Origin of the sequence: Streptomyces sp. NPDC060031 (assembly GCF_042736805.1) — a bacterium.
In the GTDB taxonomy this organism is placed as follows: domain Bacteria; phylum Actinomycetota; class Actinomycetes; order Streptomycetales; family Streptomycetaceae; genus Streptomyces.
The window spans coordinates 70,075-93,744 of record NZ_JBHWVM010000011.1 but is presented as its reverse complement, the minus strand read 5'-3'; the positions used below and the strand labels follow the sequence as shown (position 1 = coordinate 93,744).

The 23,670-nt window shown below is 72.7% G+C and carries 17 protein-coding genes and 1 pseudogene; 8 read left to right on the top strand and 10 right to left on the bottom strand.

Translation table 11 applies throughout. The features are described 5' to 3' along the window. Positions 1 to 83 precede the first annotated feature (83 nt). From ACFWB8_RS07315 to ACFWB8_RS07300, 4 genes are all read right to left on the bottom strand, one after another. Positions 84 to 1,259 carry a thiolase domain-containing protein gene (locus ACFWB8_RS07315; protein WP_385223512.1) on the bottom strand — a complete coding sequence of 392 codons (1,176 nt, stop codon included), beginning with the start codon at positions 1,257 to 1,259 and terminating at the stop codon, positions 84 to 86. After that, a complete protein-coding gene (locus ACFWB8_RS07310; RefSeq protein WP_385223511.1) occupies positions 1,256 to 2,323 on the bottom strand; it encodes a thiolase domain-containing protein in 1,068 nt (355 codons plus the stop codon). The genes ACFWB8_RS07315 and ACFWB8_RS07310 overlap by 4 nt, the downstream gene beginning before the upstream one ends. Continuing rightward, complete coding sequence (locus ACFWB8_RS07305) at positions 2,323 to 3,282, bottom strand: Zn-ribbon domain-containing OB-fold protein (protein ID WP_385223510.1); 960 nt, start codon at positions 3,280 to 3,282, stop codon at positions 2,323 to 2,325. Before ACFWB8_RS07305 ends, ACFWB8_RS07310 begins: the two co-directional genes overlap by 1 nt. Positions 3,283 to 3,407: 125 nt before the next feature. Beyond that, positions 3,408 to 4,208 carry a crotonase/enoyl-CoA hydratase family protein gene (locus tag ACFWB8_RS07300; protein WP_385223509.1) on the bottom strand — a complete coding sequence of 267 codons (801 nt, stop codon included), beginning with the start codon at positions 4,206 to 4,208 and terminating at the stop codon, positions 3,408 to 3,410. Positions 4,209 to 4,395: 187 nt separating this feature from the next. Here ACFWB8_RS07300 and ACFWB8_RS07295 point away from each other — a divergent pair, with 187 nt between their 5' ends. From ACFWB8_RS07295 to ACFWB8_RS07275, 5 genes are all read left to right on the top strand, one after another. Then, positions 4,396 to 6,033: an acyl-CoA synthetase gene (locus tag ACFWB8_RS07295; protein ID WP_385223508.1), complete on the top strand. Its 1,638-nt coding sequence runs from the start codon at positions 4,396 to 4,398 to the stop codon at positions 6,031 to 6,033. A 169-nt stretch (positions 6,034 to 6,202) separates the two neighbouring features. After that, complete coding sequence (paaK, locus tag ACFWB8_RS07290) at positions 6,203 to 7,501, top strand: phenylacetate--CoA ligase PaaK (RefSeq protein ID WP_385223507.1); 1,299 nt, start codon at positions 6,203 to 6,205, stop codon at positions 7,499 to 7,501. 71 nt (positions 7,502 to 7,572) lie between these two features. Next, entirely contained in the window at positions 7,573 to 8,427 is an 855-nt protein-coding gene (locus ACFWB8_RS07285) for a YhjD/YihY/BrkB family envelope integrity protein (RefSeq protein WP_385223506.1), read from the top strand. A 70-nt stretch (positions 8,428 to 8,497) separates the two neighbouring features. Continuing rightward, on the top strand, positions 8,498 to 9,370 hold the full coding sequence (locus tag ACFWB8_RS07280) for an oxidoreductase (protein ID WP_385223505.1): 873 nt from the start codon (positions 8,498 to 8,500) through the stop codon (positions 9,368 to 9,370). A gap of 144 nt (positions 9,371 to 9,514) precedes the next feature. Then, the gene (locus ACFWB8_RS07275; protein WP_385223504.1) at positions 9,515 to 11,947 is read left to right on the top strand and encodes a penicillin acylase family protein; all 2,433 of its coding nucleotides are present in this window, start codon (positions 9,515 to 9,517) and stop codon (positions 11,945 to 11,947) included. A gap of 39 nt (positions 11,948 to 11,986) precedes the next feature. Here the strand turns inward: ACFWB8_RS07275 and ACFWB8_RS07270 are convergent, their stop codons facing one another. From ACFWB8_RS07270 to ACFWB8_RS07260, 3 genes are all read right to left on the bottom strand, one after another. Then, positions 11,987 to 13,126: a calcium:proton antiporter gene (locus tag ACFWB8_RS07270; RefSeq protein ID WP_385223503.1), complete on the bottom strand. Its 1,140-nt coding sequence runs from the start codon at positions 13,124 to 13,126 to the stop codon at positions 11,987 to 11,989. 102 nt (positions 13,127 to 13,228) lie between these two features. Further along, positions 13,229 to 14,782: an acyl-CoA synthetase gene (locus tag ACFWB8_RS07265; RefSeq protein WP_385223502.1), complete on the bottom strand. Its 1,554-nt coding sequence runs from the start codon at positions 14,780 to 14,782 to the stop codon at positions 13,229 to 13,231. 14 nt (positions 14,783 to 14,796) lie between these two features. Next, a complete protein-coding gene (locus ACFWB8_RS07260; RefSeq protein ID WP_385223501.1) occupies positions 14,797 to 15,903 on the bottom strand; it encodes an NAD(P)H-dependent flavin oxidoreductase in 1,107 nt (368 codons plus the stop codon). Between the two features lie 223 nt (positions 15,904 to 16,126). Between ACFWB8_RS07260 and ACFWB8_RS07255 the strand changes: the two genes are divergently transcribed. Both ACFWB8_RS07255 and ACFWB8_RS07250 read left to right on the top strand, forming a co-directional pair. Then, the gene (locus ACFWB8_RS07255; RefSeq protein ID WP_385223500.1) at positions 16,127 to 18,022 is read left to right on the top strand and encodes a serine hydrolase; all 1,896 of its coding nucleotides are present in this window, start codon (positions 16,127 to 16,129) and stop codon (positions 18,020 to 18,022) included. Positions 18,023 to 18,300: 278 nt separating this feature from the next. Continuing rightward, complete coding sequence (locus ACFWB8_RS07250; protein WP_385223499.1) at positions 18,301 to 19,197, top strand: hypothetical protein; 897 nt, start codon at positions 18,301 to 18,303, stop codon at positions 19,195 to 19,197. A 66-nt stretch (positions 19,198 to 19,263) separates the two neighbouring features. Here the strand turns inward: ACFWB8_RS07250 and ACFWB8_RS07245 are convergent. Further along, positions 19,264 to 19,434, bottom strand: a pseudogene (locus ACFWB8_RS07245) (transposase); the annotation flags it as partial. Between the two features lie 87 nt (positions 19,435 to 19,521). On the opposite strand from ACFWB8_RS07245, the gene ACFWB8_RS07240 reads away from it, so the two are divergent. Beyond that, positions 19,522 to 19,968: a nitroreductase family deazaflavin-dependent oxidoreductase gene (locus ACFWB8_RS07240; protein ID WP_385223498.1), complete on the top strand. Its 447-nt coding sequence runs from the start codon at positions 19,522 to 19,524 to the stop codon at positions 19,966 to 19,968. A 42-nt stretch (positions 19,969 to 20,010) separates the two neighbouring features. Here ACFWB8_RS07240 and ACFWB8_RS07235 read toward each other — a convergent pair whose 3' ends face one another. Together ACFWB8_RS07235 and ACFWB8_RS07230 are read right to left on the bottom strand one after the other, a co-directional pair. After that, the gene (locus tag ACFWB8_RS07235; RefSeq protein ID WP_385223497.1) at positions 20,011 to 21,582 is read right to left on the bottom strand and encodes a phytoene desaturase family protein; all 1,572 of its coding nucleotides are present in this window, start codon (positions 21,580 to 21,582) and stop codon (positions 20,011 to 20,013) included. Further along, a complete protein-coding gene (locus tag ACFWB8_RS07230) occupies positions 21,579 to 23,666 on the bottom strand; it encodes a tetratricopeptide repeat protein (RefSeq protein WP_385223496.1) in 2,088 nt (695 codons plus the stop codon). The genes ACFWB8_RS07235 and ACFWB8_RS07230 overlap by 4 nt, the downstream gene beginning before the upstream one ends. Between the last annotated feature and the right edge of the window lie 4 nt (positions 23,667 to 23,670).

Genomic DNA, 23,670 nt, shown 5'->3' with positions numbered 1-23,670 from the left:
CACAGGCCACGGTGAGTCACTCGTGGTCGGTTCGGCACCCTTGCGCGGAGGCGGACTTCCGGTCGGGAGGCGGCTTCGCCCGCTCAGGAAGCCGGTTGCTCCGCGCCCACCAGCCACATCGAGAAGAACTGCGCACCGCCGCCGTACGCGTGTCCCATGGCCCGGCGGGCGTCCGGCACCTGGTGCTCGCCGGCCTGGCCCCGGACCTGGAGCGCCGCCTCCGCGAACCGGATCATGCCGGAGGCGCCGATCGGGTTGGTGGACAGGACTCCGCCCGACGGGTTCACCGGGAGGTCCCCGTCGAGTTCGGTGACCCCGGCCTCGGTGAGTTTCCAGCCCTCGCCCTCCTCCGCGAAGCCGAGGTTCTCCAGCCACATGGGCTCGTACCAGGAGAACGGGACGTACATCTCGACCGCGTCGATCTCGCGGCGCGGGTCGGTGATCCCCGCCTGCCGGTAGACGTCGGCCGCGCAGTCCTTGCCGGCCTGCGGGGACACGAAGTCCTTGCCCGCGAACAGCGTCGGCTCGCTGCGCATCGCCCCGCCGTGCACCCAGGCCGGCGGTTTCGGCGAACGGGCCGCGCCCGCCCGGTCGGTGAGGATCATCGCGCACGCGCCGTCGGAGGACGGGCAGGTCTCGGAGTACCTGATCGGGTCCCACAGCATCGGCGAGGCCTGGACCTTCTCCAGGGTGATGTCGTGCTCGTGCAGGTGCGCGTAGGGGTTCTTCAGCGCGTTGCGGCGGTCCTTGTAGGCCACGAGCGAGCCGACCGTGTCGGGCGCGCCGGTACGCCGCATGTACGCCCGTACGTGCGGGGCGAAGAAGCCTCCCGCGCCCGCCAGCAGCGGCTGCTGGAAGGGGACGGGAAGCGACAGGCCCCACATCGCGTTGGATTCGGACTGCTTCTCGAACGCGAGGGTGAGGACCGTACGGTGGACGCGCGCCGCCACCAGGTTGGAGGCGACGAGCGTCGTGGATCCGCCGACCGAACCGGCCGTGTGGACACGGAGCATGGGCTTGCCGACCGCGCCGAGGGCGTCCGCCAGGTACAGCTCCGGCATCATCACGCCCTCGAAGAAGTCGGGGGCCTTGCCGATGACGACCGCGTCGATGTCCGCCCAGGTCAGCTCGGCGTCCGCGAGGGCGCGCGAGGCGGCCTCGCGGACCAGTCCGGCGATGGAGACGTCGTGCCGGGCGGCGACGTGCTTGGTCTGGCCGATCCCGACGATCGCGACCGGCTCCTTGCCCGACGTGCTCATACGGGGTCCCCTTCCAGGACGGCGACCAGGTTCTGCTGGAGGCAGGGGCCGGAGGTGGCGTGCGCGACGGCCCGGTGGGACTCGCCGCGGTGGATCCGGGCGGCCGCCTCACCGATCCGGATCAGGCCCGCGGCCATGACCGGATTGGCGGCGAGGGCACCGCCCGAGGGGTTGACGGCCACGTCCTCGCCGAGCCCGAGGGCCTTGCGGAGCACGACCTCCTGGGAGGAGAACGGTGCGTGCAGTTCCGCCGTGTCCACCGGTGCTTCGAACACCCCGGCCTGCTCGGCGGCGATCCGGGTGGACGGGGAGTCGGTGAGGTCGCGCAGACCCAGGCCGTGCGCCTCGATGCGGTGGTCGATTCCGGTGATCCAGGCGGGCCGTTCGCACAGCCGCCGCGCCACGTCGCCCGCGGCGAGGATCACGGCGGCCACGCCGTCGCCGATGGGCGGGCAGTCCCCGGTGCGCAGTGGCCGGACCTGGTAGCCGCCCTGCGGGACGGCGCCGCTGAGCTGGGCGTGCGGGTTGGCCTCGGCGGCGGCCCGGCTGCGCGCGCCGATGGCGGCGAGGGCGGGCTCGTCGGTCTCCCCCGCGTCGATGAGGGCCTGCGCCTGGAGGGCGGCGAGGGCCACCGCGTCGGGCCAGAGCGGGGCGAGGTAGTACGGGTCGAGCTGCCGGGTCAGCACGTCCCGTACCGATCCGGGCGAGGACTTCCCGTACGAGTAGACGAGCGCGGTGTCGGCCTCGCCGGTCTGGATCTTGACCCAGGCCTCGTAGAGGGCCCAGGCGCCGTCCATCTCGACGTGGGACTCGGAGATCGGCGGCCAGGCGCCGACCCCGTCGAGGGCCATGGTGAAGGAGAAGGCCCGGCCGGCCAGGTAGTCGCTGGAGCCCGAGCAGGTGAAGCCGATCTCGGTGGCCTTCAGGCCGGTCCGCGCCAGCACCTGGTGCAGGACGGGCATGACCATCTCGACTTCGCTGAGCTCGTCGGTGCGGCGCAGGTGGTCGCTCTGCGCGAACGCGACGACGGCCACCTCGCGTGCGTGCCTGCTCGTCCTGGGCATCAGATGAGCTCCTTGTACGCGTCGTAGTCCGCGTCCGGTTCGCCGGTGGGGCGGTAGTGGTCGGGGTAGCGGCCGCCTTCGCTCCACACGGGCTCGACGCGCAGGCCCATGCGGACCTGGTCGTACGGGATGCCCCCGATCCGGCCGTGGAGGGCGAGGCCGGCGCCGTCGAGGGCGATGTGGGCGTAGACGTACGGCACCTCGATGTCGAGGTTGCGTGCCTTGATGTTGACGATGCAGTAGGTGGTGACGGTGCCGGCCGGGCCGACCTCGACGTGGTCGGTGGTGGCGACCCCGCAGGTGGGGCAGGCGCCGCGCGGGGGGACGTACACCTTGTGACAGGAGGGGCAGCGCTCGCCGACGGTCTTGCGCTCGGAGAGGGCGTTGATGTACGCGGTCTGGGCGCGGCCGGGGCTGTACGTGTAGTCGAGGCGGGCCTCGGCGACGATGCCGGTGACGGGGTCGGCGAAGGCGCCGTCGTGCGGGGCGGCCGCCCCGGCGGCTGGGCCCTCGTACGGCTCGAAGCAGGCGATGTCGGTGATCGCGCCGGACCGGTCCGCGGCCCAGCGGATCCGCACGCGCATGCCGGTGCGCACGGCGTCGGGGCCGGGGGCGTCGAGGGCGTGCAGGAGAGCGGTGTCGGCGCCGTCGAGCTTGACCAGCGCCCAGGCGAAGGGGGTGTCCAGGGGCTGGTTCGGGCGGGGAGCGTCGTTCCAGGCCCAGGTGGTGACGGTCCCGGTCGCTCCGACCTCGACGAGCTCGCGGATCTCCTCGGCGGTGACGGGGTCGTACTCGACGGGCGGAACCATCACCGCTCCGTCGCAGGTCCGCACCCCGAGGACGACGCGCTCGCGCAACCCGGTGAGGAAGGCGGACTGAACCGGTCCGAGCGACCGGGTGAAGGGGAACTCGACGACGAGCGGCGCACGAAGCACCTCGGGCGGCGACGCGGCGGTCATGGGCGACTCTCCGATGGTTGGGAACGGCACGTTTCAACGCGGGGCCACGTTCAGGGCATATGCAGCCCCGCCGGCGTTTGAGGCGCGGGGTCCGGGGCGGAGCCCCGGCGGCGGCGCCGGGCCGGCTACTCCCGGCGGTACACCGCGGGCCGCTTCTCCGCGAAGGCGCGCGCGCCTTCCTTGGCGTCGGCGGTGTCGAAGACCGGCCAGCCCCGCAGCAGCTCCGCCGCAAGCCCCTCCGTCTCCGTCAGCTCCGCGGCCTCGTACACCGAGGCCTTGACGGCCTCCACCGCCAACGGCCCGCACGCGTTGACCCGTTCCGCGATCTCCAGCGCCGCCTCCAGGGCGGTCCCGTCCGGCACCACCCGCCCCACGAGACCGATCCGCGCCGCCTCCTCGGCCGTGTACGGCCGCCCGGTCAGCAGCATCTCCAGCGCGTGCGTGCGCGGGACCTGCCGCGGCAGCCGCACCGTGGAGCCGCCGATGGGGAACAGGCCCCGCTTGACCTCGAAGAGACCGAAGGTCGCCCCCGCGGCCGCGACCCGGATGTCCGTGCCCTGCAGGATCTCCGTCCCGCCGGCCACGCAGTACCCCTCCACCGCCGCGATCACCGGCTTGCGCGGCCGGTGGTGGCGGAGCATCGCCTTCCAGTGCAGGTCGGGGTCGGCCTTGAGCCGGTCCCGGTACTGATCGCCCGCCATGCCCTTGCCGGCCAGCGCCTTCAGGTCCATGCCGGCGCAGAAGTCGCCGCCCGCGCCGGTCAGGACCACCGAGCGGATCTCGTCGTCGGCGTCCGCCTCCAGCCACCCGTCGTACAGCCCCACCAGCAGCGGCAGCGAGAGCGCGTTCTTCGCCTCGGGCCTGTTCATGGTGAGCACCAGCGTCGCGCCGTGGCGTTCCACGGTCAGGTGTTCCGTCCCACCCATTGCCGTCCTCCCGTCTCAAGACCTAGAACAGGTTGCAGTAGGTGCGGGTGCAGTTCAATAGTTTCCTGACACCCAGTCAGATTTATTGGACGGCGCCCTTCCCACTTGGGATCGGCGGCGCTCTAATGACCGCCGAGCAGAGCAGCCATGGGCTCAGCCATGGGAGCTTCCAGGGTCAGGAGGACCGGTGGAGTACAACCTTGCCGACCTGTTCGAGTCGGTCGTGGACGTGGTTCCGGACCGCGAGGCCCTCGTGTACGTGGACCACCCCGGGACCGGCGCCGAGCACCGCCTCACGTACGCGGAGCTGGACGCGGCGGCGAACCGCGTCGCGCACCACCTGCTCGACAGCGGACTGAAGGCCGGCGAGCACCTGGGCCTGCACCTCTACAACGGCATCGAGTACCTGCAGACGGTGCTGGCCTGCCTGAAGGCCCGCCTGGTGCCGGTGAACGTGAACTACCGGTACGTGGAGGAGGAGCTGGTCTACCTCTACAACGACGCCGACCTCGCGGCGCTGGTCTTCGAGGGCGAGTTCACGGAGCGGGTGGCGGCCGCGCTGCCGCAGACGACGGGGCTGCGGCACCTGATCCGGGTCGGCTCCGCCCCCGAGGGCGCGCCGGAGCCCTCGGTCGCACCGATCGCGTACGCCGACGCGGAGGCGGCCGGATCGCCGGAGCGGGGCTTCACGCCCCGTTCGCCCGACGACCTGTTCATCATCTACACCGGCGGTACGACCGGCATGCCCAAGGGCGTGATGTGGCGGGCCGAGGACCTGTTCTTCGCGGGCCTCTTCGGCGGCGAACCGTCGGGCGAGCCGGTCAAGCGGCCCGAGGAGCTGGCCGAGCGGGTCGCGGCGCGCGGCGCCGGGCTCACCTTCTTCCCGGCTCCCCCGCTGATGCACGGCACGTCCACGCTGACCTCGTTCATCGCCTTCAACTACGGCCAGCGGGTGGTCATCCACCGCAAGTACGCGCCGGAAGAGGTGCTGCGCACGATCGAGAAGGAGAAGGTGTCGAGCGTGTCGCTGGTCGGCGACGCGATGCTGCGCCCGCTCATCGACGCCCTGAACGGCCCGCTCAAGGGGACGGACCTGTCGTCCCTGTTCAGCGTCTCCTCGTCCGGGGCGATCATGTCGGAGACCGTACGGGCCGAGTTCCAGCGGCTCGTGCCGCATGTGATGCTCCTGAACAACTTCGGGTCCTCCGAGTCCGGATCCAACGGCCGGGCGACCAACGACTCCGGCCCGGAGAAGGGCTTCCGTCTGGAGGTCAACGACCGTACGCAGGTGGTCGACCCGGTGACGCACGAGCCGGTGCCGGTGGGCGAACCGGGACGGCTCGCGCAGCGCGGCCACGTCCCGCTCGGCTACTACAACGACCCGGCCAAGACCGCCGAGACCTTCTTCCAGAAGGGCACGGAGCGCTGGGTACTGCTCGGCGACATGGCGACCGTGGACGATCAGGGCATCGTCACGGTGCTGGGGCGCGGCTCGCAGTGCATCAACACGGGCGGCGAGAAGGTGTATCCGGAGGAGGTCGAGCAGGCACTGAAGTCCCACCCGGACGTGTACGACGCCCTGGTGGCCGGGGTCCCCGACGCGACCTGGGGCAACCACGTGGCCGCGGTGGTCCAGATCCGGGCGGGCGCGCCGGAACCGACCCTGGACGACATCCAGACCCACTGCCGCACCAAGCTGGCGGGCTACAAGATCCCGCGTCAGCTGGTCATCGCCCCCGCCATCCAACGCTCCCCGAGCGGAAAGGCGGACTACCGCTGGGCGAAGACGGTGGCTGCTGAGGCGGAGGCGGACGCGAGCCGCTGACCCCGCCGCGGGCGCGGCAGATCCAGCCTCGCCGGCGTTCGAGGCGCGGGGTCTGGGACGGAGCCCCCCCGAGGAGGATCGACCGATCACTCGTTCGAGTCATTGATTTGCCCGCCGGGGTCCGGCAATCTACCGAATGATCGGTCGGTTTCCTGAGTGGGGTGACGGCATGAGTGCGTACGCGGATGTCCAGGACGACGGCGAGCGGCTGAGCGCCGACGAGCTGGCCGCCCTCCAGTTGGCCCGGCTGCGCGCGACCCTGCGCCGCGCGTACGAGCACGTGCCCTTCTACCGGCACGCCTTCGACAAGGCCGGCCTGCACCCCGACGACTGCCGCTCCCTTGCCGATCTCGCCCTGTTCCCCTTCACGGCCAAGGCGGATCTGCGCGACCAGTACCCCTTCGGGATGTTCGCCGTGCCCCGCTCCGAGGTGCGGCGCGTCCACGCCTCCAGCGGCACCACCGGCCGGCCGACCGTCGTCGGGTACTCCGAGGCCGATCTGTCCGTGTGGGCCGATGTCGTCGCCCGGTCGATCCGCGCCGCCGGCGGCAGACCGGGCCAGATCGTGCACATCGCCTACGGGTACGGCCTGTTCACCGGCGGCTTGGGCGCGCACTACGGCGCGGAGCGCCTCGGCTGTACGGTCGTGCCCGCGTCGGGCGGGATGACCGACCGCCAGGTCCGGCTGATCCAGGACTTCCGGCCGGAAGTGATCATGGTGACCCCCTCCTACATGCTGACCCTGCTGGACGAGATGGAACGCCAGGGCATCGACCCCCGCTCCACGTCCCTGCGTACGGGGATCTTCGGCGCGGAGCCGTGGACCGAGGCGATGCGCCGGGAGATCGAGGAGCGGCTCGGCATCGACGCGGTGGACATCTACGGCCTGTCCGAGGTCATGGGCCCCGGCGTGGCGCAGGAATTCGCCGCGACCAAGGACGGGCTGCACATCTGGGAGGACCACTTCCTGCCCGAGGTGGTGGATCCGCTGACCGGCGCGGTGCTGCCGGAGGGCGAGCCCGGGGAGCTGGTGTTCACCTCGCTGACCAAGGAGGCCATGCCCGTCATCCGCTACCGCACCCGCGATCTGACCCGGCTGCTGCCCGGCACGGCCCGGCCGGCCTTCCGCCGGATGGAGAAGATCACGGGCCGCAGCGACGACATGATCATCCTGCGGGGGGTGAACCTCCATCCGACGCAGATCGAGGAAGTGCTCCTGCGGACCCCTGGGCTGGCTCCGCACTTCCAGCTGCGGCTGACCCGGGAAGGCCGGATGGACGCCCTGACCGTACGGGTGGAGGCGCGCCGGGAATGCGACGCGGACCGCCGGGAGGCCGCGGCGGCCGCCGTGGTGCGGGCGGTCAAGGAGGGGATCGGGGTGTCCGTCCGGGTGGAGGTGGTGGATCCGGAGACCTTGGAGCGCTCCGTGGGCAAGATCAAGCGGCTGGTGGACCTCCGGGCGAGCTGAAACCACCCCTTCGGGCCCACTTCGGTGCGCCTCCCGGGAGCCGGCGGGCCCGTCCGGGTAGGTGATGGGGCGTGACCTCGATCATCCGGCGCATCCACGACCGGCTCCAGGGCTCCCCCGCCGGGCTGGCCTGGAGCCGTGGCCGGGAGATGGAGCTGATGCACCGGGCGATGGGCTTCGCGGCCCTCGGCTTCCTCACCCTGGTGCCGCTGCTGGTGGTCGTGGCGGCCGCCGCGCCCGGCAGTGGTTCGGGCTTCGGCCGGTGGCTCGGGCAGGCGCTCGGGGTGACGCACTCCTCGCGGGAGCGCGTCGAGGTGCTGTTCGGCGCCGCCGATCTCGCCCTCGAACGGACCACGGCCTTCGGCCTGGCCGCCCTGGCCGTCTTCGGGCTGACCTTCGGCTCCGCCGTGCAGACCGGGTACGAGAAGGTGTGGGACCTCCCGACGGCCCGCTGGCACACCATGTGGCGGCACGTCATCTGGCTCGCCCTGCTGGTCTGCTACCTCGCGCTGCTCGTGATCATCCCCTCCCCGTCGGACGACGCGACCGGCACGGTGCTGGGCACCACCGGCGACGTCATCGGCACCTGCCTGTTCTTCTGGAGCTCCCAGCGCCTGCTCCTCGGCGGCCGGGTCCGCTGGCGCGCCCTGCTCCCGGGGGCGGCCGCCACCAGCGTCGGTCTGCTGGGCCTGCGGATCTTCTCGCAGCTGGTGTTCTCGCCCCTGATCGCCTCCAACGCCGTGACCTACGGCCCCTTCGGCACCCTCCTGGTGGTCCAGTCCTGGCTGGTCGGAGTCGGCTTCGTGGTCTACGGCGGGGCACTGGTCGGCCGGCTGGTGCACGAATCCCTCACCCTGCGGCGCCTCCACCACAGCGGACTCGTCCCCACCGACGACTCCGGTTCTCATGATCCGAGACCGGGCTGACCGAGCGGGACGGCACGCGGCAGGATGATCACGTACGGACCCGCAAGACCCGTCACGCACAGGGGGATTGATGACTTCGCAGGACACGGCGAACCGGACCGCCGACACCGGACGGGTCTGGCTGATCACCGGCGCCTCCTCCGGCTTCGGCCGGACGCTGACCGAGGCCGCGCTCGCGGCAGGTGACACCGTCGCCGCGGCGGCCCGCCGCCCCGCCTCGCTCGGCGACCTGGCCGCCGCGCACCCGGACCGGCTGCTGCCGCTCGCCGTCGACGTCACGGACACGGCCCGCGCCGAGGCCGTCATCGCCGAGGTCGTGGGCCGCTTCGGCCGGATCGACGTGCTCGTCAACAACGCCGGGCGGGGTCTGATCGGCGCCGTCGAGGAGACCTCCGACGCCGAACTCCGGGACCTGATGGAACTGCACTTCTTCGGCCCCGCCGCGCTCACCCGCGCCGCGCTGCCGTACATGCGGGCGCGCGGGACCGGCGCCGTGGTGCAGATGAGCAGCATGGGCGGGCGGCTCTCCTTCCCGGGCGTCGGGGCGTACTCGGCGACCAAGTTCGCCCTGGAAGGCCTGACCGAGGCACTCGCCGGCGAGGTCGCCGCCTTCGGCATCAAGGCCCTGATCGTCGAGCCGGGCTCGTTCCGGACGGGCTTCGCGGGCGGGGCCGCGCTCCGGCAGACCGCCACCGTCCTGCCGGCCTACGAGGACACCGTCGGCGCGGTGCGCACGGGCCTCCCGGACAGCGACGGCCGGCAGCCCGGCGACCCGGTCAAGGCGGCCGCCGCGATCCTCGCCGCGCTGGACGCCGAGCACACCCCGCTGAGGCTCGCGCTCGGCAATGACGCCCTCGACGCGATCCTCACCCACGCGAACGCCGCCCGCGCTGAGGCCCGTGCCTGGGAATGCGTCAGCCGGGGCACCGACTTCGACGCCTGAGGCCCCGGCGCGGCCGCGAAGCGGAACCCCGGGATACCGAACGGGATGTTGACAGATCCTCGGGTCGCCTGCGTGAGTGTGAGGGCACGGACGAACCACCTGCCTCGCGGGCAACCAGCCCCGTCCGCAGGCCACTTGGGAGGCATGTTGCAACTCCGCACCCGCCCGGCCCTCCGTCGCGCCGCCCTCACCGGGGCCGTGCTGCTCGCCGCCACCGCCGCGATACCGCAGGCCGAGGCCGCTGCCGCCGGGGACCACGGCCCGTCCGGCGGCGGCCTGTCCGCCGTCATCCGCTACACCGAGAACGGCATCCCGCACATCCTGGCCCAGGACTACGCCCACCTCGGCTTCGGTACCGGCTGGGCCCAGGCCGCCGACCAGGTCTGCGTGCTCGCCGACGGGTTCCTGACCGTCTCCGGCGAGCGCTCGCGCTGGTTCGGCCCCGACTCGGCGCCCGACGGCTCGCTGTCCTCCGCCACCCGCAACCTCTCCAGCGACCTGTACTTCAAGGGCGTCCGCGAGTCCGGCGCCGTCGAAAACCTCCTGGCCACCCCGGCCCCGTCCGGCCCGAGCCGGGACCTCAAGGAGCTGATGCGCGGCTGGGCGGCCGGCTACAACGCCTGGCTCGCCCAGAACAAGATCACCGATCCGGCCTGCAAGGGCGCCAAGTGGGTCCGCCCGGTCACCGCCACCGACGTGGCCGCCCGCGGGTTCGCCGTCTCGGTGCTCGGCGGCCAGGGCCGCGGCATCGACGGCATCACGGCGGCCCGGCCGCCGGGCAGCGCGGCCCTCGCCCCGGGCGGCCAGGACATCGACCCCGCCGCGGCGGCCGAAGCGGCCCGGGAGTTCTTCGACACCACCCGCTACGACATGGGCTCCAACGCGGTGGCCTTCGCCGGCTCCACGACCGCGAACGGGAGCGGTCTGCTGCTCGGGAACCCGCACTACCCCTGGCAGGGCGGCCGCCGGTTCTGGCAGTCGCAGCAGACCATACCCGGCGAACTGAACGTCTCGGGCGGCTCCCTGCTGGGCACCGCCGTGGTGAACATAGGCTTCAACGAGAAGGTCGCCTGGAGCCACACGGTCGCCACCGGCACCCCCGTCAACCTGCACCAGCTCACCCTCGACCCGGCCGACCCGACCGCCTACCTGGTGGACGGCAAGCCCGAGCGGATGACCGAGCGGAAGGTCAGCGTCCAGGTCGCGGGCGGCGCGCCCGTCGTCCGCAGCCAGTGGTGGACCCGCTACGGGCCCGTGGTCACGGGCCTCGGCCCGGGCCTGCCGCTTCCCTGGACCGCGGGCACGGCGTACGCGCTGAACGATCCCAACGCGCTGAACCTGCGCGGCTCCGACACCGCCCTCGCCATGGGCAGGGCCCGCTCGGTCGCCGGTGTCCAGGACGCGCTCAGGCGCACTCAGGGGCTGCCCTGGGTCAACACGGTCGCCGCGGACTCGGCCGGCGGCACCCTCTTCACCCAGTCCCAGGTGCTCCCCCGGATCACGGACGAACTCGCCGCCCGCTGCTCGACCCCGCTCGGCAGGGCGACGTACCCCGCCTCGGGGCTCGCCGTCCTGGACGGTTCGCGCGGCGACTGCGCGCCGGGCTCGGACCCGGACGCCGTACAGCCGGGCGTCTTCGGCCCGGGGAAGGCGCCGACCCTGCGGGACGCCCCGTACGCCGAGAACTCCAACGACAGCGCCTGGCTGGCCAACGCCGACCGGCCGCTGACCGGCTACGAGCGGATCTGGGGCAATGTCGACGCCCCGCGCTCGCTGCGCACCAGGGGCGCGGTCGAGGACGTGGCGGCGATGGCCGCCAAGGGCGGACTGACCGTGGCCGACCTGCAGGAGCAGCAGTACGCGAACCGGGTCCCGGCCGGTGACCTGGCGGCGGCCGACGCGGCCAAGGCCTGCGCGGCCCTGCCCGGCGGCACGGCGACGGCGAGCGACGGCAGCACGGTGGACGTCTCGGCGGCCTGCGGGGTACTGGCCGGCTGGGACCGTACGGCCGACAGCGCCAGCCGCGGGGCCCTGCTCTTCGACCGCTTCTGGCGCCGGCTGACCTCGACCACCGCGGCCAAGGACCTGTGGCTCGTGCCGTTCTCGGCGGCGGATCCGGTACGGACTCCCCGTACGCTCAACCAGGCGGCGCCCGGGATCGGGCGGGCGCTCGCGGACACGGCCCTGGAGTTCGCGGCGGCCGGGATCGCGCCGGACGCGCCGCTCGGCGAGCACCAGTTCGTGGTGCGCGGCGGGCAGCGGCTGCCGGTGGGCGGCGGGACGGAGGCCCTGGGGGTCTGGAACAAGATCGAGGCCCCGTGGAACGCGGCGGCCGGCGGCTACCCGGAGGTCGTGCACGGCTCCAGCCACATCCAGGCGGTCGGCTGGGACGGCGGGCGCTGCCCGGTGGCGCGCACGCTGCTGACGTACGGCCAGTCCTCGAACCCGGGCTCGCCGTACTACGCGGACCAGACCCGGCTCTTCTCGCAGGAGCGCTGGGTCACGGCGCGGTTCTGCGAACGGGACATCCTCACCTCGCCGGGGCTGAAGGTGGTCTGGCCGCGCGAGCGGCGCTGACCTGGACCCGGGCCCCCCGTCGCGAGCCGCGGCGGGGGCTCAGGGGCTCACCGCCAGGAAGAGGTACGCGGCCAGCAGGACGATGTGCACACCGCCCTGGAGCAGGGTGGCGCGGCCGGGCACGATGGTGAGGGCGCTGACCACCACGGTCAGCGCGAGCAGCACCATGTGGATCGGGCCGAGACCCAGCAGCAGCGGGCCGGAGAGCCAGATCGAGGCCAGAGCGATGGCCGGGATGGTCAGGCCGATGCTCGCGATGGCGGAGCCGTAGGCCAGGTTGAGGCTGGTCTGGACGCGGTCGCGGCGGGCCGCGCGGACGGCGGCGAGGGTTTCGGGGGCCAGGACGAGCAGGGCGATGATCACTCCGACGACGGCGTTGGGCAGGCCCGCGTTGGCGACTCCGCGCTCGATGGTCGGGGAGACGGCCTTGGCGTTGCCGACGACCGCGACCAGAGCGACCAGCAGCAGGCCGAGACTGATCAGGGCGGCCTTGGCGGTGGGCGGCGCGGCGTGGTCGTCCTCCTCGCCCGCGGCGGCGGCCGCCGCGGCTTTGGCGGCCTCCTCGCGGCGCCGCGAGGTGTCCACGGGCAGGAAGTAGTCCCGGTGGCGCACGGTCTGGACGGCGATGAACAGCCCGTAGAGGGCGATCGAGGCGCCCGCCGCGAAGGCGAGTTGGGCGGTGGAGAACTCCGGGCCGGGCTTCGTGGTGGTGAAGGTGGGCAGCACGAGGCTGAGTACGGCGAGGGTCGCGACGGTGGCGAGGGCCGCACCGGAACCCTCGGCGTTGAAGACGGCGACGCGGTTGCGCAGCGCCCCGACGAGCAGGGACAGGCCGACGATGCCGTTGCAGGTGATCATCACGGCGGCGAAGACGGTGTCCCGGGCGAGCGAGGCGGTCTTGTCGCCGCCGTCGGCCATCAGGGTGACGATGAGGGCCACTTCGATGACGGTGACGGCGACGGCGAGGACGAGGGAGCCGAAGGGTTCGCCGACCCGGTGCGCGACGACCTCGGCGTGGTGCACGGCCGCCAGGACCGCCCCCGCGAGGCAGAGGGCCACCAGGCCCACCGCGAAGGAGGGCAGGTCGCGTCCCCAGCTGAAGGCGAGCGCGACGAGCGCCACCACGGGGACCACGAGGGTCCAGTCGGTCAGGGGGGATCTGCGCGTTGCCGTACTCATATGAGCAAAGTTGCCAGAACTGTCCCGGATGTGCGGCACGCGCCGCGCATCCGGGGCTCTGACGTGGCACTTATCACTAAATTTCCGGGCGTGGCGGGCACCTCACATCGCGCGCTCGCGGCCCTCCCAGTACGGGTCGCGCAGCCTGCGCTTGTACAGCTTGCCGTTGGGGTCGCGCGGCATCGTCTCGATGAAGTCCACCGTCTTGGGCCGCTTGTAGCCGGCGAGCTGGCGCTCGCAGTGGTGGAGGATCTCCGCGGCCAGCGCGTCACCGGCCTCGAAGCCCTCCGCGGGCTCGATGACCGCCTTGACCTCCTCGCCCCAGGAGGCATGCGGGATGCCGAAGGCGGCGGCGTCCGCGACGGCCGGATGGGTGAGCAGGGCCGACTCGATCTCGGCCGGATAGATGTTGACCCCGCCCGAAATGATCATGTCGATCTTGCGGTCGCGCAGGAAGAGGTAGCCCTCCTCGTCCAGCAGCCCGAGGTCGCCGACGGTGAAGAAGTCGCCGATGCGGTTCTTCTTCGTCTTGCCCTCGTCCTTGTGGTAGCTGAAGCCGCCGGTGTTCATCTTGATGTAGACGGTGCCGAGTACGCCGGCGGGCAGCCGGTTGCCGTCGTCGTCGAAGACGGCCAGTTCGCTGATCGGCCAGGCCCTGCCGACCGTTCCCGGCTTCTTCAGCCAGTCCTCGGCCGTCGCGAAGGCCCCACCGCCCTCGCTCGCGGCGTAGTACTCCTCCACGCACCGGCCCCACCAGTCGATCATCGCCCGCTTGACGTGGTCGGGGCAGGGCGCGGCGCCGTGGATGGCGTGCCGCATGGAGGAGACGTCGTACGCGTCCTTGGTCTCCTGCGGGAGCGCGAGCAGCCGGTGGAACTGTGTCGGCACCATGTGGGTGTGCGTGCACGCGTGAGTGTCGATCAGGCGCAGCATCTCCTGCGGGGTCCACTTGTCCATCAGCACCAGCGGGTGGCCGATGTGCAGGGCGGCGCCCGCGAACTGCAGGACGGCCGTGTGGTAGAGCGGCGAGCAGACCAGGTGGACGTTGTCGTCGAAGGGGCGGATGCCGAAGATGCCGAGGAAGCCGCCGAGGTACGTCTCCTCGGGGAGCTTGCCGGGCAGCGGACGGCGGATGCCGCGCGGCCGGCCGGTGGTGCCGGAGGTGTAGTTCATGACCCAGCCGAGGGTGCGGCCCTCGGGGACGGCCGCGGGCTGCCCGTCGAGGAGTTCGCCGTACGCGCGGAAGCCCGCGACGGCTCCGACGGCGTAGCGGTGGCTCGCGGGCAGGCCCGCCTCGTCGGCCGCGGCGGCAGCGGCGTCGGCGAACCGCTCGTGGGCGATGAGGACCTTGGCACCCGAGTCGGACACGATCCAGGCGATCTCGGGGCCCACGAGGTGGTGGTTGACCGGGACGAGGTAGAAGCCGGCCTGGGCGGCGGCGAGGTAGGCGGTCAAGAACTCGACGCCGTTGGGGAGGACGACGGCGCAGACGTCGCCCTTCTCCAGACCGGCGGCGCGCAGGCCGTGGACGAGCCGGTTGACGTCGGCGTGCAGCCGCCCGGCGGACCACTCCTCACCCTCGGGGGTGACGAGGACGGTCCGTTCCGGGTCGGCGGCGGCCTGCGCCCAGAATCCATTGGTTTGCGTGTCGGACATGCTGCTCCCGCCTCTCAGGCTCGGCCGGCGATGCGGTTGATGCGGTCGATGGCGCGCTCGAAGCCGCCGGTGAGGTCGTCGAAGACGGCCTGGACGCTGCGTTCGGAGTTCATCCGGCCGACGATCTGGCCGACGGGCGTGCCGAGCAGCGGCTGGACCTCGTACTTCTGGATCCGGGAGACGGCCTCGGCGACGAGCAGCCCTTGCAGCGGCATGGGGAGCGCGCCGGGGCCCTCCGGGTCGTCCCAGGCGTCGGTCCACTCGGTGCGCAGCTGGCGGGCGGGCTTGCCGGTGAGGGCGCGGGAGCGGACGGTGTCGCCGGAGCCGGCCGCGAGGAGCTTCCCGGTGAGGGCCCGGGAGTGCAGGTCGGCCTCGGTGGTGGTGAGCCAGAGCGAGCCGAGCCAGGCGCCCTGGGCGCCGAGGGCGAGGCCCGCGGCGATCTGCTCGCCGCTGCCGATGCCGCCGGCGGCGAGGACGGGGAGCGGGGCGACGGCCTCGACGATCTCGGGGACCAGGACCATGGTGGCGATGTCGCCGGTGTGGCCGCCGGCCTCGTAGCCCTGGGCGACGACGATGTCGATGCCCGCCTCGGCATGGCGGCGGGCGTGCTTGGCGCTGCCGGCGAGGGCGGCGACGAGGACGCCGTGGTCGTGGGCGCGCGCGATGACGTCGGCGGGCGGGGAACCGAGGGCGTTCGCCAGGAGTTTGATGGGGTAGTCGAAGGCGACGTCGAGCTGGTTGCGGGCGACCTGCTCCATCCAGCCGGTGATGCGCCAGCCGGAAGCCTCGCCCTCGGCCAGCTCGGGCACGTGGTGCTTGGCGAGGGTGTCGCGGACGAAGTCGCGGTGGCCGGCCGGGATCATGGCCTCGATGTCGGCCTCGCTGATCCCGTCGACGGCCTTCTTGGCGGGCATGACGACGTCAAGGCCGTAGGGCTTGCCGTCGGTGTTGTCCTGCATCCAGTCGAGGTCGCGCTTGAGGTCGTCGGGGGCGGTGTAGCGCACCGCGCCGAGTACGCCGAAGCCGCCCGCGCGGGTGATGGCAGCGGCGACCGCCGGGAAGGGCGTGAAGCCGAAGATGGCGTGCTCGACTCCCAGTTTCTTGCTCAGCTCCGTCTCCATGGGCGGCAGGATGCCGCAGCCCGGCATCCGAGGGAAGAGATTTTCTGATGCAGTGTCAGATTCTTTACGGGCCGGTCGGTGCGGGGGTTGTCCGACGGGCGGGCAGATAGCTACTAACGTGCGGCAAATCCAGCCCCGCCGGCGATGGGGGCGCGGGGTCCGGGGCGGAGCCCCGGGAAACGGCGCCGCGGGCTGACTCGGACAGCGGACAGGAGGGCCGGACATGACAGCAGGTACGGGGGCGGACGGAACGGCGGGCAAGGCGGCGGGCAAGCTGGTGGCGAGCGAGGCGGCGGGCGAGGGACCGGCGGACGCGACCGCGCCCGGGGCAGCCGCCGGCGGCGGGCTGAGCCGGCGGCGCCTCGGCGCGCGGCTGCTCGCGCTCGGCGGGGTACTCGTCCTGCACGCCGCGCTCCCCGGCAGCGCCGGGGCCGCCGGCAATCCGGCCGAGCGGCGCGCACTCCAGGGACTGCGGCTGCGCTACGGCTCCGCACGCCAGGCCGGGCTGCTGGAGAAGCACCTGGAGGGGGTGGCGGACGAGGCGCGGCGGTTCCTCGGCCCCTCCCCCGAACACCCCTACTACGCGGGCGCCGTGGTCCTCGCCGGCCGGGGCCGGACGGTGGCCCTGCACCGTGCCATGGGCGACGCCGTCCGGTACGCGGACTACGACGGGCGCACCGACCGGGTCCGGGAGTTCCCGGCGGCCGAGCGGATCGCGATGGCCGAGGACACCGTCTTCGACCTGGCCTCGCTGACCAAGCTGTTCACCTCCCTGCTCGCCGTACAGCAGATGGAGCGGGGCCGCCTGGAGCTGGAGGCTCCGGTGTGCCGGTATCTGGCGGAGTTCGTAGGGGGCGGCAAGGAGGTCGTCACGGTCCGGCAGCTGCTCACGCACACCTCGGGGCTGCGCTCGTGGGCGCCCTTCTACCAGGAGTCCACCCGCGAGGGGCAGCTGCGGCTGCTGTGGTCGGTGAGGCCGCAGGAGACTCCCGGGACCGTGTACCGGTACTCGGACCTCAACCTCATCGCGCTCCAGCTGCTCTTGGAACGGATCACCGGCCGCACTTTGGATGCCCTGCTCCACGACGAGATCACCGCTCCACTCGGGATGCACCGCACTCGTTACAACCCACCGCTCTCCTGGCGCCGCGTCATCGCCGCCACCGAGGTGCAGCGACCGCCCTGGTCCGGCCTGGACCGCGGGCTGGTCTGGGGCGAGGTCCACGACGAGAACGCCCACGCCCTGGGCGGGGTCGCCGGCCACGCCGGCATCTTCGGCACCGCCTGGGACCTGGCCGTCCTCGCCCGCACCCTCCTCGACGGCGGCGCCTACGCCGGCAGGCGCATCCTGCGCCCCGCCTCCGTCGAGCTGCTCTTCACCGACTACAACACCGCCTTCCCCGGCGATGACCACGGCCTCGGCTTCGAGCTCTACCAGCACTGGTACATGGGCGCGATGGCCACCCCGCACTCCGCCGGCCACACCGGCTTCACCGGCACCTCCCTCGTCCTGGACCCCTCCACCGACTCCTTCCTGATCCTGCTCGGCAACTCCGTACACCCCGTGCGGACCTGGCGGGCCGGCAGCGCACCCCGCGTCGCGGTCGGCAACCGCTTCGCCCGCGCCGTCCCGGTCCGTACGAGGCACGGCGGCCCGGCCTGGTACTCGGGCATGGAGACCGGCGGCCACGGCACCCTCACCCTGCCCCCGCTGACCCCGGCCGGTGCCGCGGCCCGGCTGCGCTGCGCGGTGTGGTGGGACACCGTGCCCGGCGACGGCGCCCTCCACCTGGAGGCCTCGCCCGACGGGGAAACCTGGCAGCCGCTGCCGTTCAGCACCGTGCGCACCATCGGCGGGACCGCCGAACAGTGGCCGCTCGGCTCCGCGTCCGGCTGGTCGGGGCGCATCTGGCACCGCCTCGAAGCCCCGCTCGCCGACTGGGCCGGCCGCGAGGTCCGGCTGCGCTTGCGGCACGCCGCGAAGGGACGCTACGTGGGGCGGGGGATCTACGTGGACGTCGTCCGCGTGGCGGAGCCGTCCCGCCTCCTGTTCGCCGACGACCGCCCGGCCGACGCCGCCCGCATCGAGGCCACGGGCTGGACCCGCTCGAACGACTAGGACTCGTCCGGTCGGTCATGTGACTACTCCGCCCGTCCGGCCCGGGCTTCGCGACGCCGCATCTCCTCCTGCACTGTCGGCCGCATGCTGGGGGTGCGGACGATGGTGGAGTCGCGGATGCCGGGCCCGGAGGGCGTGCTCTTCGGGCACGACAGCACCGTTCGTCGCGCTGCGCGCGACCACAGGCCGTGAACCGGAGCCGGGGCCGGGCTGCAGGAGCCGGGGCCGGGCTGCACATAAGCAGTCTGCGCAGGCGTGATCGGCCGTAGCATCCGGCTATGACGGGAGTTGGGGCGGATGCTTATCTACTGGTCTGGATGTACGAGCGCGGTACGCAGGGAACCGGAGGTCTGGCTGGTCCGGAGGATTTCCCCGAGGAGTGGAAACGCGGTAACCGCTTCAGACTCCGTGCCGACCTGAACGACCTGGTCCGCCGAGGTCAGCTGGAACGGACCTTTGTATTCCGCAGGGGTAACCTGTATCGCCTCACGCATGCCGGCGAGCTGGAAGCACAGCGGCTCCTGCACCTGCGACGTGACCCCGAAGGGCGCCAACAGCACGCCCGCAACGGCCTGATAGCCGCGGCCTCCCGCGCTTCCTACAGTCCCACCATCGGTCTCGAAGCGTTCCTCGCGATGCCGCAATCTCACGTCTACGGCGACCCCCTGACCCTCGACGAGGTGCGCGTAGCGGCGGCCTATCTGGTGGAACGGGGCTTGGCCACCCTTCACGAAGGGAACATCCAGTATCCGCTCAAAGCTCTCCTGACGCTGACTGGAATAGGAATCCAATGCGCCGAGAGCCCACTCCTCGTGAAGGACTTCCTCATGCAGAACGGCCATCTCCCGACCTACTACACCAATATTCACGGCGGTGGCAACATCCAAGTCGGCTCGGAAAACACCCAGAACAACAACTTGGGCTTCGACCCCTCTCAGTTCGTCGCCTTCGCCCGCCAGGTCCTCGCAGCCGCACCGCGGGTAGACATCACGGATGAACTCAGGGACCGGATCGTCCGCGACGCCTCCCATCTCGAAGAGGAGAGCACCAGGCCCGCCCCTGAACCGAGCCGCGTACGCCGGGCCCTGGACGGGCTGATGGAGACCCTCGTACGGCACTCCACGGACGGCGTCGCGCAACTCCTGTACGACACCGGCCGCAACCTCCTTACGTGATCTCCCCCATCGGGTCCAGGGGGGTCTGGGAACGGGCCGGTCCGGTGCCAGGACTTGTCCGGTCGATCACGTGCGGGCACCCGCCGTAACCTCCGCGGCCTGGACCTGCTGGAGCAGGAGCTCCCAGGTCCCGTCCGCAGACCACAGCCGCTGCCGTTCATAGACGGTCTTCGAGGGCCCGGACCGTTCGGGCAGGTCACGCCGCTGCACCCCTGCCCCCAACCGGTGCAAGGCCGCCCGGACGGCATAAAAAGGTGTCCTCCGGTGTTGTCGATCGTTGTTGAGGTTCGTTTACCGTTCAACACCGAAGGCAGGTGCGGCGCTATGACCACCGACATCGACTGGGACCAACCGATCGACCCCAAGCCCGGCTGGACGCTCGACCACGTCAAGCTGTACGTCAGTTCGGGCGGGACCGAGGGGCAGTACTGGAACAACACCCAGACCCTGCTGCTCACCACCATCGGCCGCAAGTCCGGTCGGCCGGTGCGCACTCCACTCATCTACGGCGAGGACGACGGCCGCTACCTCATCGTCGCGTCCAAGGGCGGCGACCCGGCGCACCCGCTCTGGTACAAGAACCTGACCGAGCACCCCGAGGTCCGCATCCAGGTCGGCCCCGCGGTGCTCCAGGGCACCGCGCGTACCGCGACCTCCGAGGAACGGGCCGCGTTCTGGCCGCAGATGGTCAAGCACTGGCCCGCGTACGACGAGTACCAGACCAAGACCGACCGCGAGATCCCGATCGTGGTGATCGAGCCCGCCGCATGAGCCCGGTCGACGGGGTCGGCGGGATCGGCACGGCCAGCGGGGTCAGCGCCCCAGCACCGCCATCGCCGCGTTGTGCCCGGGGACCCCGCTGACGCCACCGCCGCGCACCGCACCCGCTCCGCACAGCAGGACGTTGCGGTGCGCGGTCTCCACGCCCCACCGGCCCGTACCCTGGTCCGCGTAGGGCCACGACAGGTCCCGGTGGAAGATGTGGCCGCCGGGCAGGCGCAGCTCGCGCTCCAGGTCGAGCGGGGTCTTGGCCTCGATGCAGGGGCGGCCGTCGGCGTCGAAGGCCAGGCAGTCGGTGATCGGTTCGGCCAGGTGCGCGTCGAGCTGGGCGAGGGTCGCGGTCAGCAGCACCTCCCTCGCCCCCTGGTTGTCGCGTCCGAACAGCCGGGCCGGTGTGTGCAGCCCGAAGAGCGTGAGCGTCTGGTAGCCCCGCTCCGCCAGCTCGGGGCCGAGGATCGTGGGGTCCGTCAGCGAGTGGCAGTAGATCTCCGAGGGCGGTACCGAGGGGAGTTCGCCGGTGGCGGCCTCCGCGTACGCCCGCGCGAGCTGCTCGTACCCTTCCGCGATGTGGAAGGTCCCGCCGAAGGCCTCGCGCGGGTCCACGGCCGCGTCCCGCAGCCGGGGCAGCCTGCGCAGCAGCATGTTGACCTTCAGCTGGGCCCCCTCGGCCGCGGGCTGCGACGGCTCCTCCCCGAGGAGTTCGGACAGCGCCCGCGGAGAGGCGTTGACCAGCACCGTGCGCCCGGCCACGCGCCCCTCCCCCGTCGCCGTTCGGAAGGTCACCTCGGCCGGCGCGGTGCCGTCCGTGTCGATGCGCAGCACCTCGTGCCCGGTGGCGATTTCCGCCCCGGCGGCCCGCGCGGCCGCCGCCAGGGCGTCCGTCAGCGCGCCCATGCCGCCGACGGGGACGTTCCAGTCCCCCGTCCCGCCACCGATGACGTGGTAGAGGAAGCAGCGGTTCTGTGCGAGCGAGGGGTCGTGCGCGTCCGCGAAGGTGCCGATCAGCCCGTCGGTGAGGACGACGCCCCGGACGAGGTCGTCGGCGAAGGTGCGCTCCACCGCCTGCCCCAGCGGCTCCTCGAACAGCATCCGCCAGGCCGCCTCGTCGTCGACCCGGTCCCGTAGCTCCTGCCGGGTGGGCAGCGGCTCGGTCAGCGTGGGGAAGATCCGCTGCGCCACCCGGCCGGTCGTCCCGTAGAACTCGCGCCAGTTCTCGTACTCACGGTCCGAGCCGGTCAGACGGGCGAAGGACGCGCGGGTGCGCGCGTCGTCACCGCCGACGAACAGCCCGTCGGGCCGCCCGCCGCGCTCCACGGGGGTGTACGAGGAGACCGTGCGCGCCCGTACGGCGAACTGGAGCCCGAGGTCGCGCACGATCTTCGCCGGGAGCAGCGAGACCAGGTAGGAGTAGCGCGAGAGCCGGGCGTCGACGCCCGCGAAGGGGCGGGTGGAGACCGCGGCCCCGCCGGTGTGCCCGAGCCGTTCGAGCACCAGGACCGAGCGGCCCGCCCGGGCCAGGTAGGCGGCGGCCACGAGGCCGTTGTGTCCGCCGCCCACGATCACGTCGTCGTACACGTCCTGTCCGAAGCCCCGCGAGGTCGTCATGGCTCTTGGTAACACACCTGTCCCAGCCGCTCCAGGCAGTACGCCTCGTCGGCGTGGGCCAGCGCCGTGTCGGGGTGCTCGTCGCCGAGGGCCCGCTCGCGGATGCCGGACAGCTCCCGGTAGACCGGCAGTGCTTCCTCCCAGCGGCCCAGGCGGCCGAGGCCGACGGCGAGTTCGCGGCGGCTGGCCAGCGTGTCGGGGTGTTCGGCGCCGAGCACCTTGGCGCGCGCCGCGCCGACCTGCCGGGCCTCGGCCACCGCCTCCTCCCAGCGCTCCAGCCGGCCCAGGTTGACGCCGAGCACGTGCCGGGCGCGCAGCGTCTCCGGGTCGGCGGCCCCGTAGGCCCGGGTGCGGTCGCGCACCAGGGCCCCGAACAGGTCCAGGGCCTGGGCGGCGTGCCCGGTGCGGCCCAGCGCGATGCCGACCTCGTACCGCGCGGCCAGGGTGTCGGGGTGGTCGCGGCCGAGCACCCGCGCGCGTACGGCGGCGACGTGCCGGAATCCTTCGAGGGCTTCGTCCCAGCGCTCCAGGCGGCCGAGCGCGTACGCGACCTCGTACCGGGTCAGCAGGGTGTCCGCGTGCTCCGCGCCCAGGACGGCCGCCCGGTCGGCGGCGACCTCGGCGGCGGTGCGGTGCGCCTCGGTGAACCGGCCGAGGGCGCCGAGCGCGCAGGCCACGTTGTGCCGGCAGCGCAGCGTGTCGGGGTGGCGCGGGCCCGCGGTGCGCTCCCGGGCGGCGAGCACCGCGCGGTAGGTCTCGTACGCCTCCTGGTGGCGGCCGAGCCTGGCCGTCTCGTACGCCGCCTCCTGGCGCGCGGCGAGGGTCTCGGCATGGTCCGGGCCGAGTTCCCGGGCGCGCCCCTCGGCCACGGACGCGTACACGGCCAGCGCCTCCTCGGCACGGCCGGCGCGGCTGAGGGCGAAGGCGCGGGTGTGGTCGGCGGCGAGCGCGGCCGCGCCGGTCGGGCCGGAGCCGGACGCCGTGGGGGCGGGGGCGGCGGCGCGCCGGGCCGGGACCCCGTACGCGGCGGTCAGGCGCGGGTCCTCGGCGGCGGCGGGCTGCGCGACGCGCCGCTCGCCGCTCGGCCGGACCGCGGTCCAGGAACCGGTGAGCACGGCCCACTCCCCGCTCGCGCGGCGGGCGTCGATCCCGGCCTTGCGCCCGGCGGTCATCCCGCGGGCCCACTCGGGCAGCGGTGCCTGGGCGCCGGGCAGCCCGCCGGGGCCGAGCCGGGCCTCGATGAGCCGGCGGTGCAGGTGGCGGGCGTCGCCGGGGCGGTCCTCGGGGCACTTGGCGAGGAGCTCCAGGACCATTTCGTCGAAGTAGCCGGGCAGCTCCGGGCGGTGCTCGCGCGGCGGCACGGGGGCGGTGTCGCGGTGCCCGACCAGCACGGACCAGGAATCACCGAGGTCGAAGGGCGGGGCGCCGGTGGCGATCTCGTACAGGACGCAGCCGAGGGAGTAGAGGTCGCTGCGGTGGTCGACCTCGCCGCCCGCGATCTGCTCCGGCGACATGTAGTGCGGGGTGCCCATGGCCATGCCGCCGCCGGTGAGTTTGGCGGTGAAGCCGATGTCGTGGGCGAGCCGGGCGATGCCGAAGTCGCAGATCTTCACCGTGCCGTCGGTGAGCCGCATGATGTTGGCGGGCTTCAGGTCGCGGTGGACCACGCCCTGGTCGTGGGTGTAGCCGAGGGCCGCGGCCATCTGCTCGGCGATGTCGACGACCACGTCCACGGGGAGCGGGCGGGTCTCGTTGTCCTCCAGGAGCTGGCTGAGGTTGCGGCCTTCGAGGAGCTCCATGACGAGGTAGAGGGGGCCGCCGGCGGCGCTGTCGTCGCCGAAGTCGTGGACGACGGTGACACCGCGGTGCTGGAGGGAGGCGGCGACGCGGGCCTCGCGGCGGAAGCGTTCGCGCAGCACCTGGGTGAAGTGGGCGTCCTGATCGTGCCCGCCGGGCTTGAGGCATTTGACGGCGACCTGGCGGCCGAGCGACTCGTCCCGGGCCCGCCACACCTCGCCCATGCCGCCGCGACCGATCAGATCGAGCGACCGGTACCGGCCCTGGATCAGTCTGGACTCCGCCATGTCT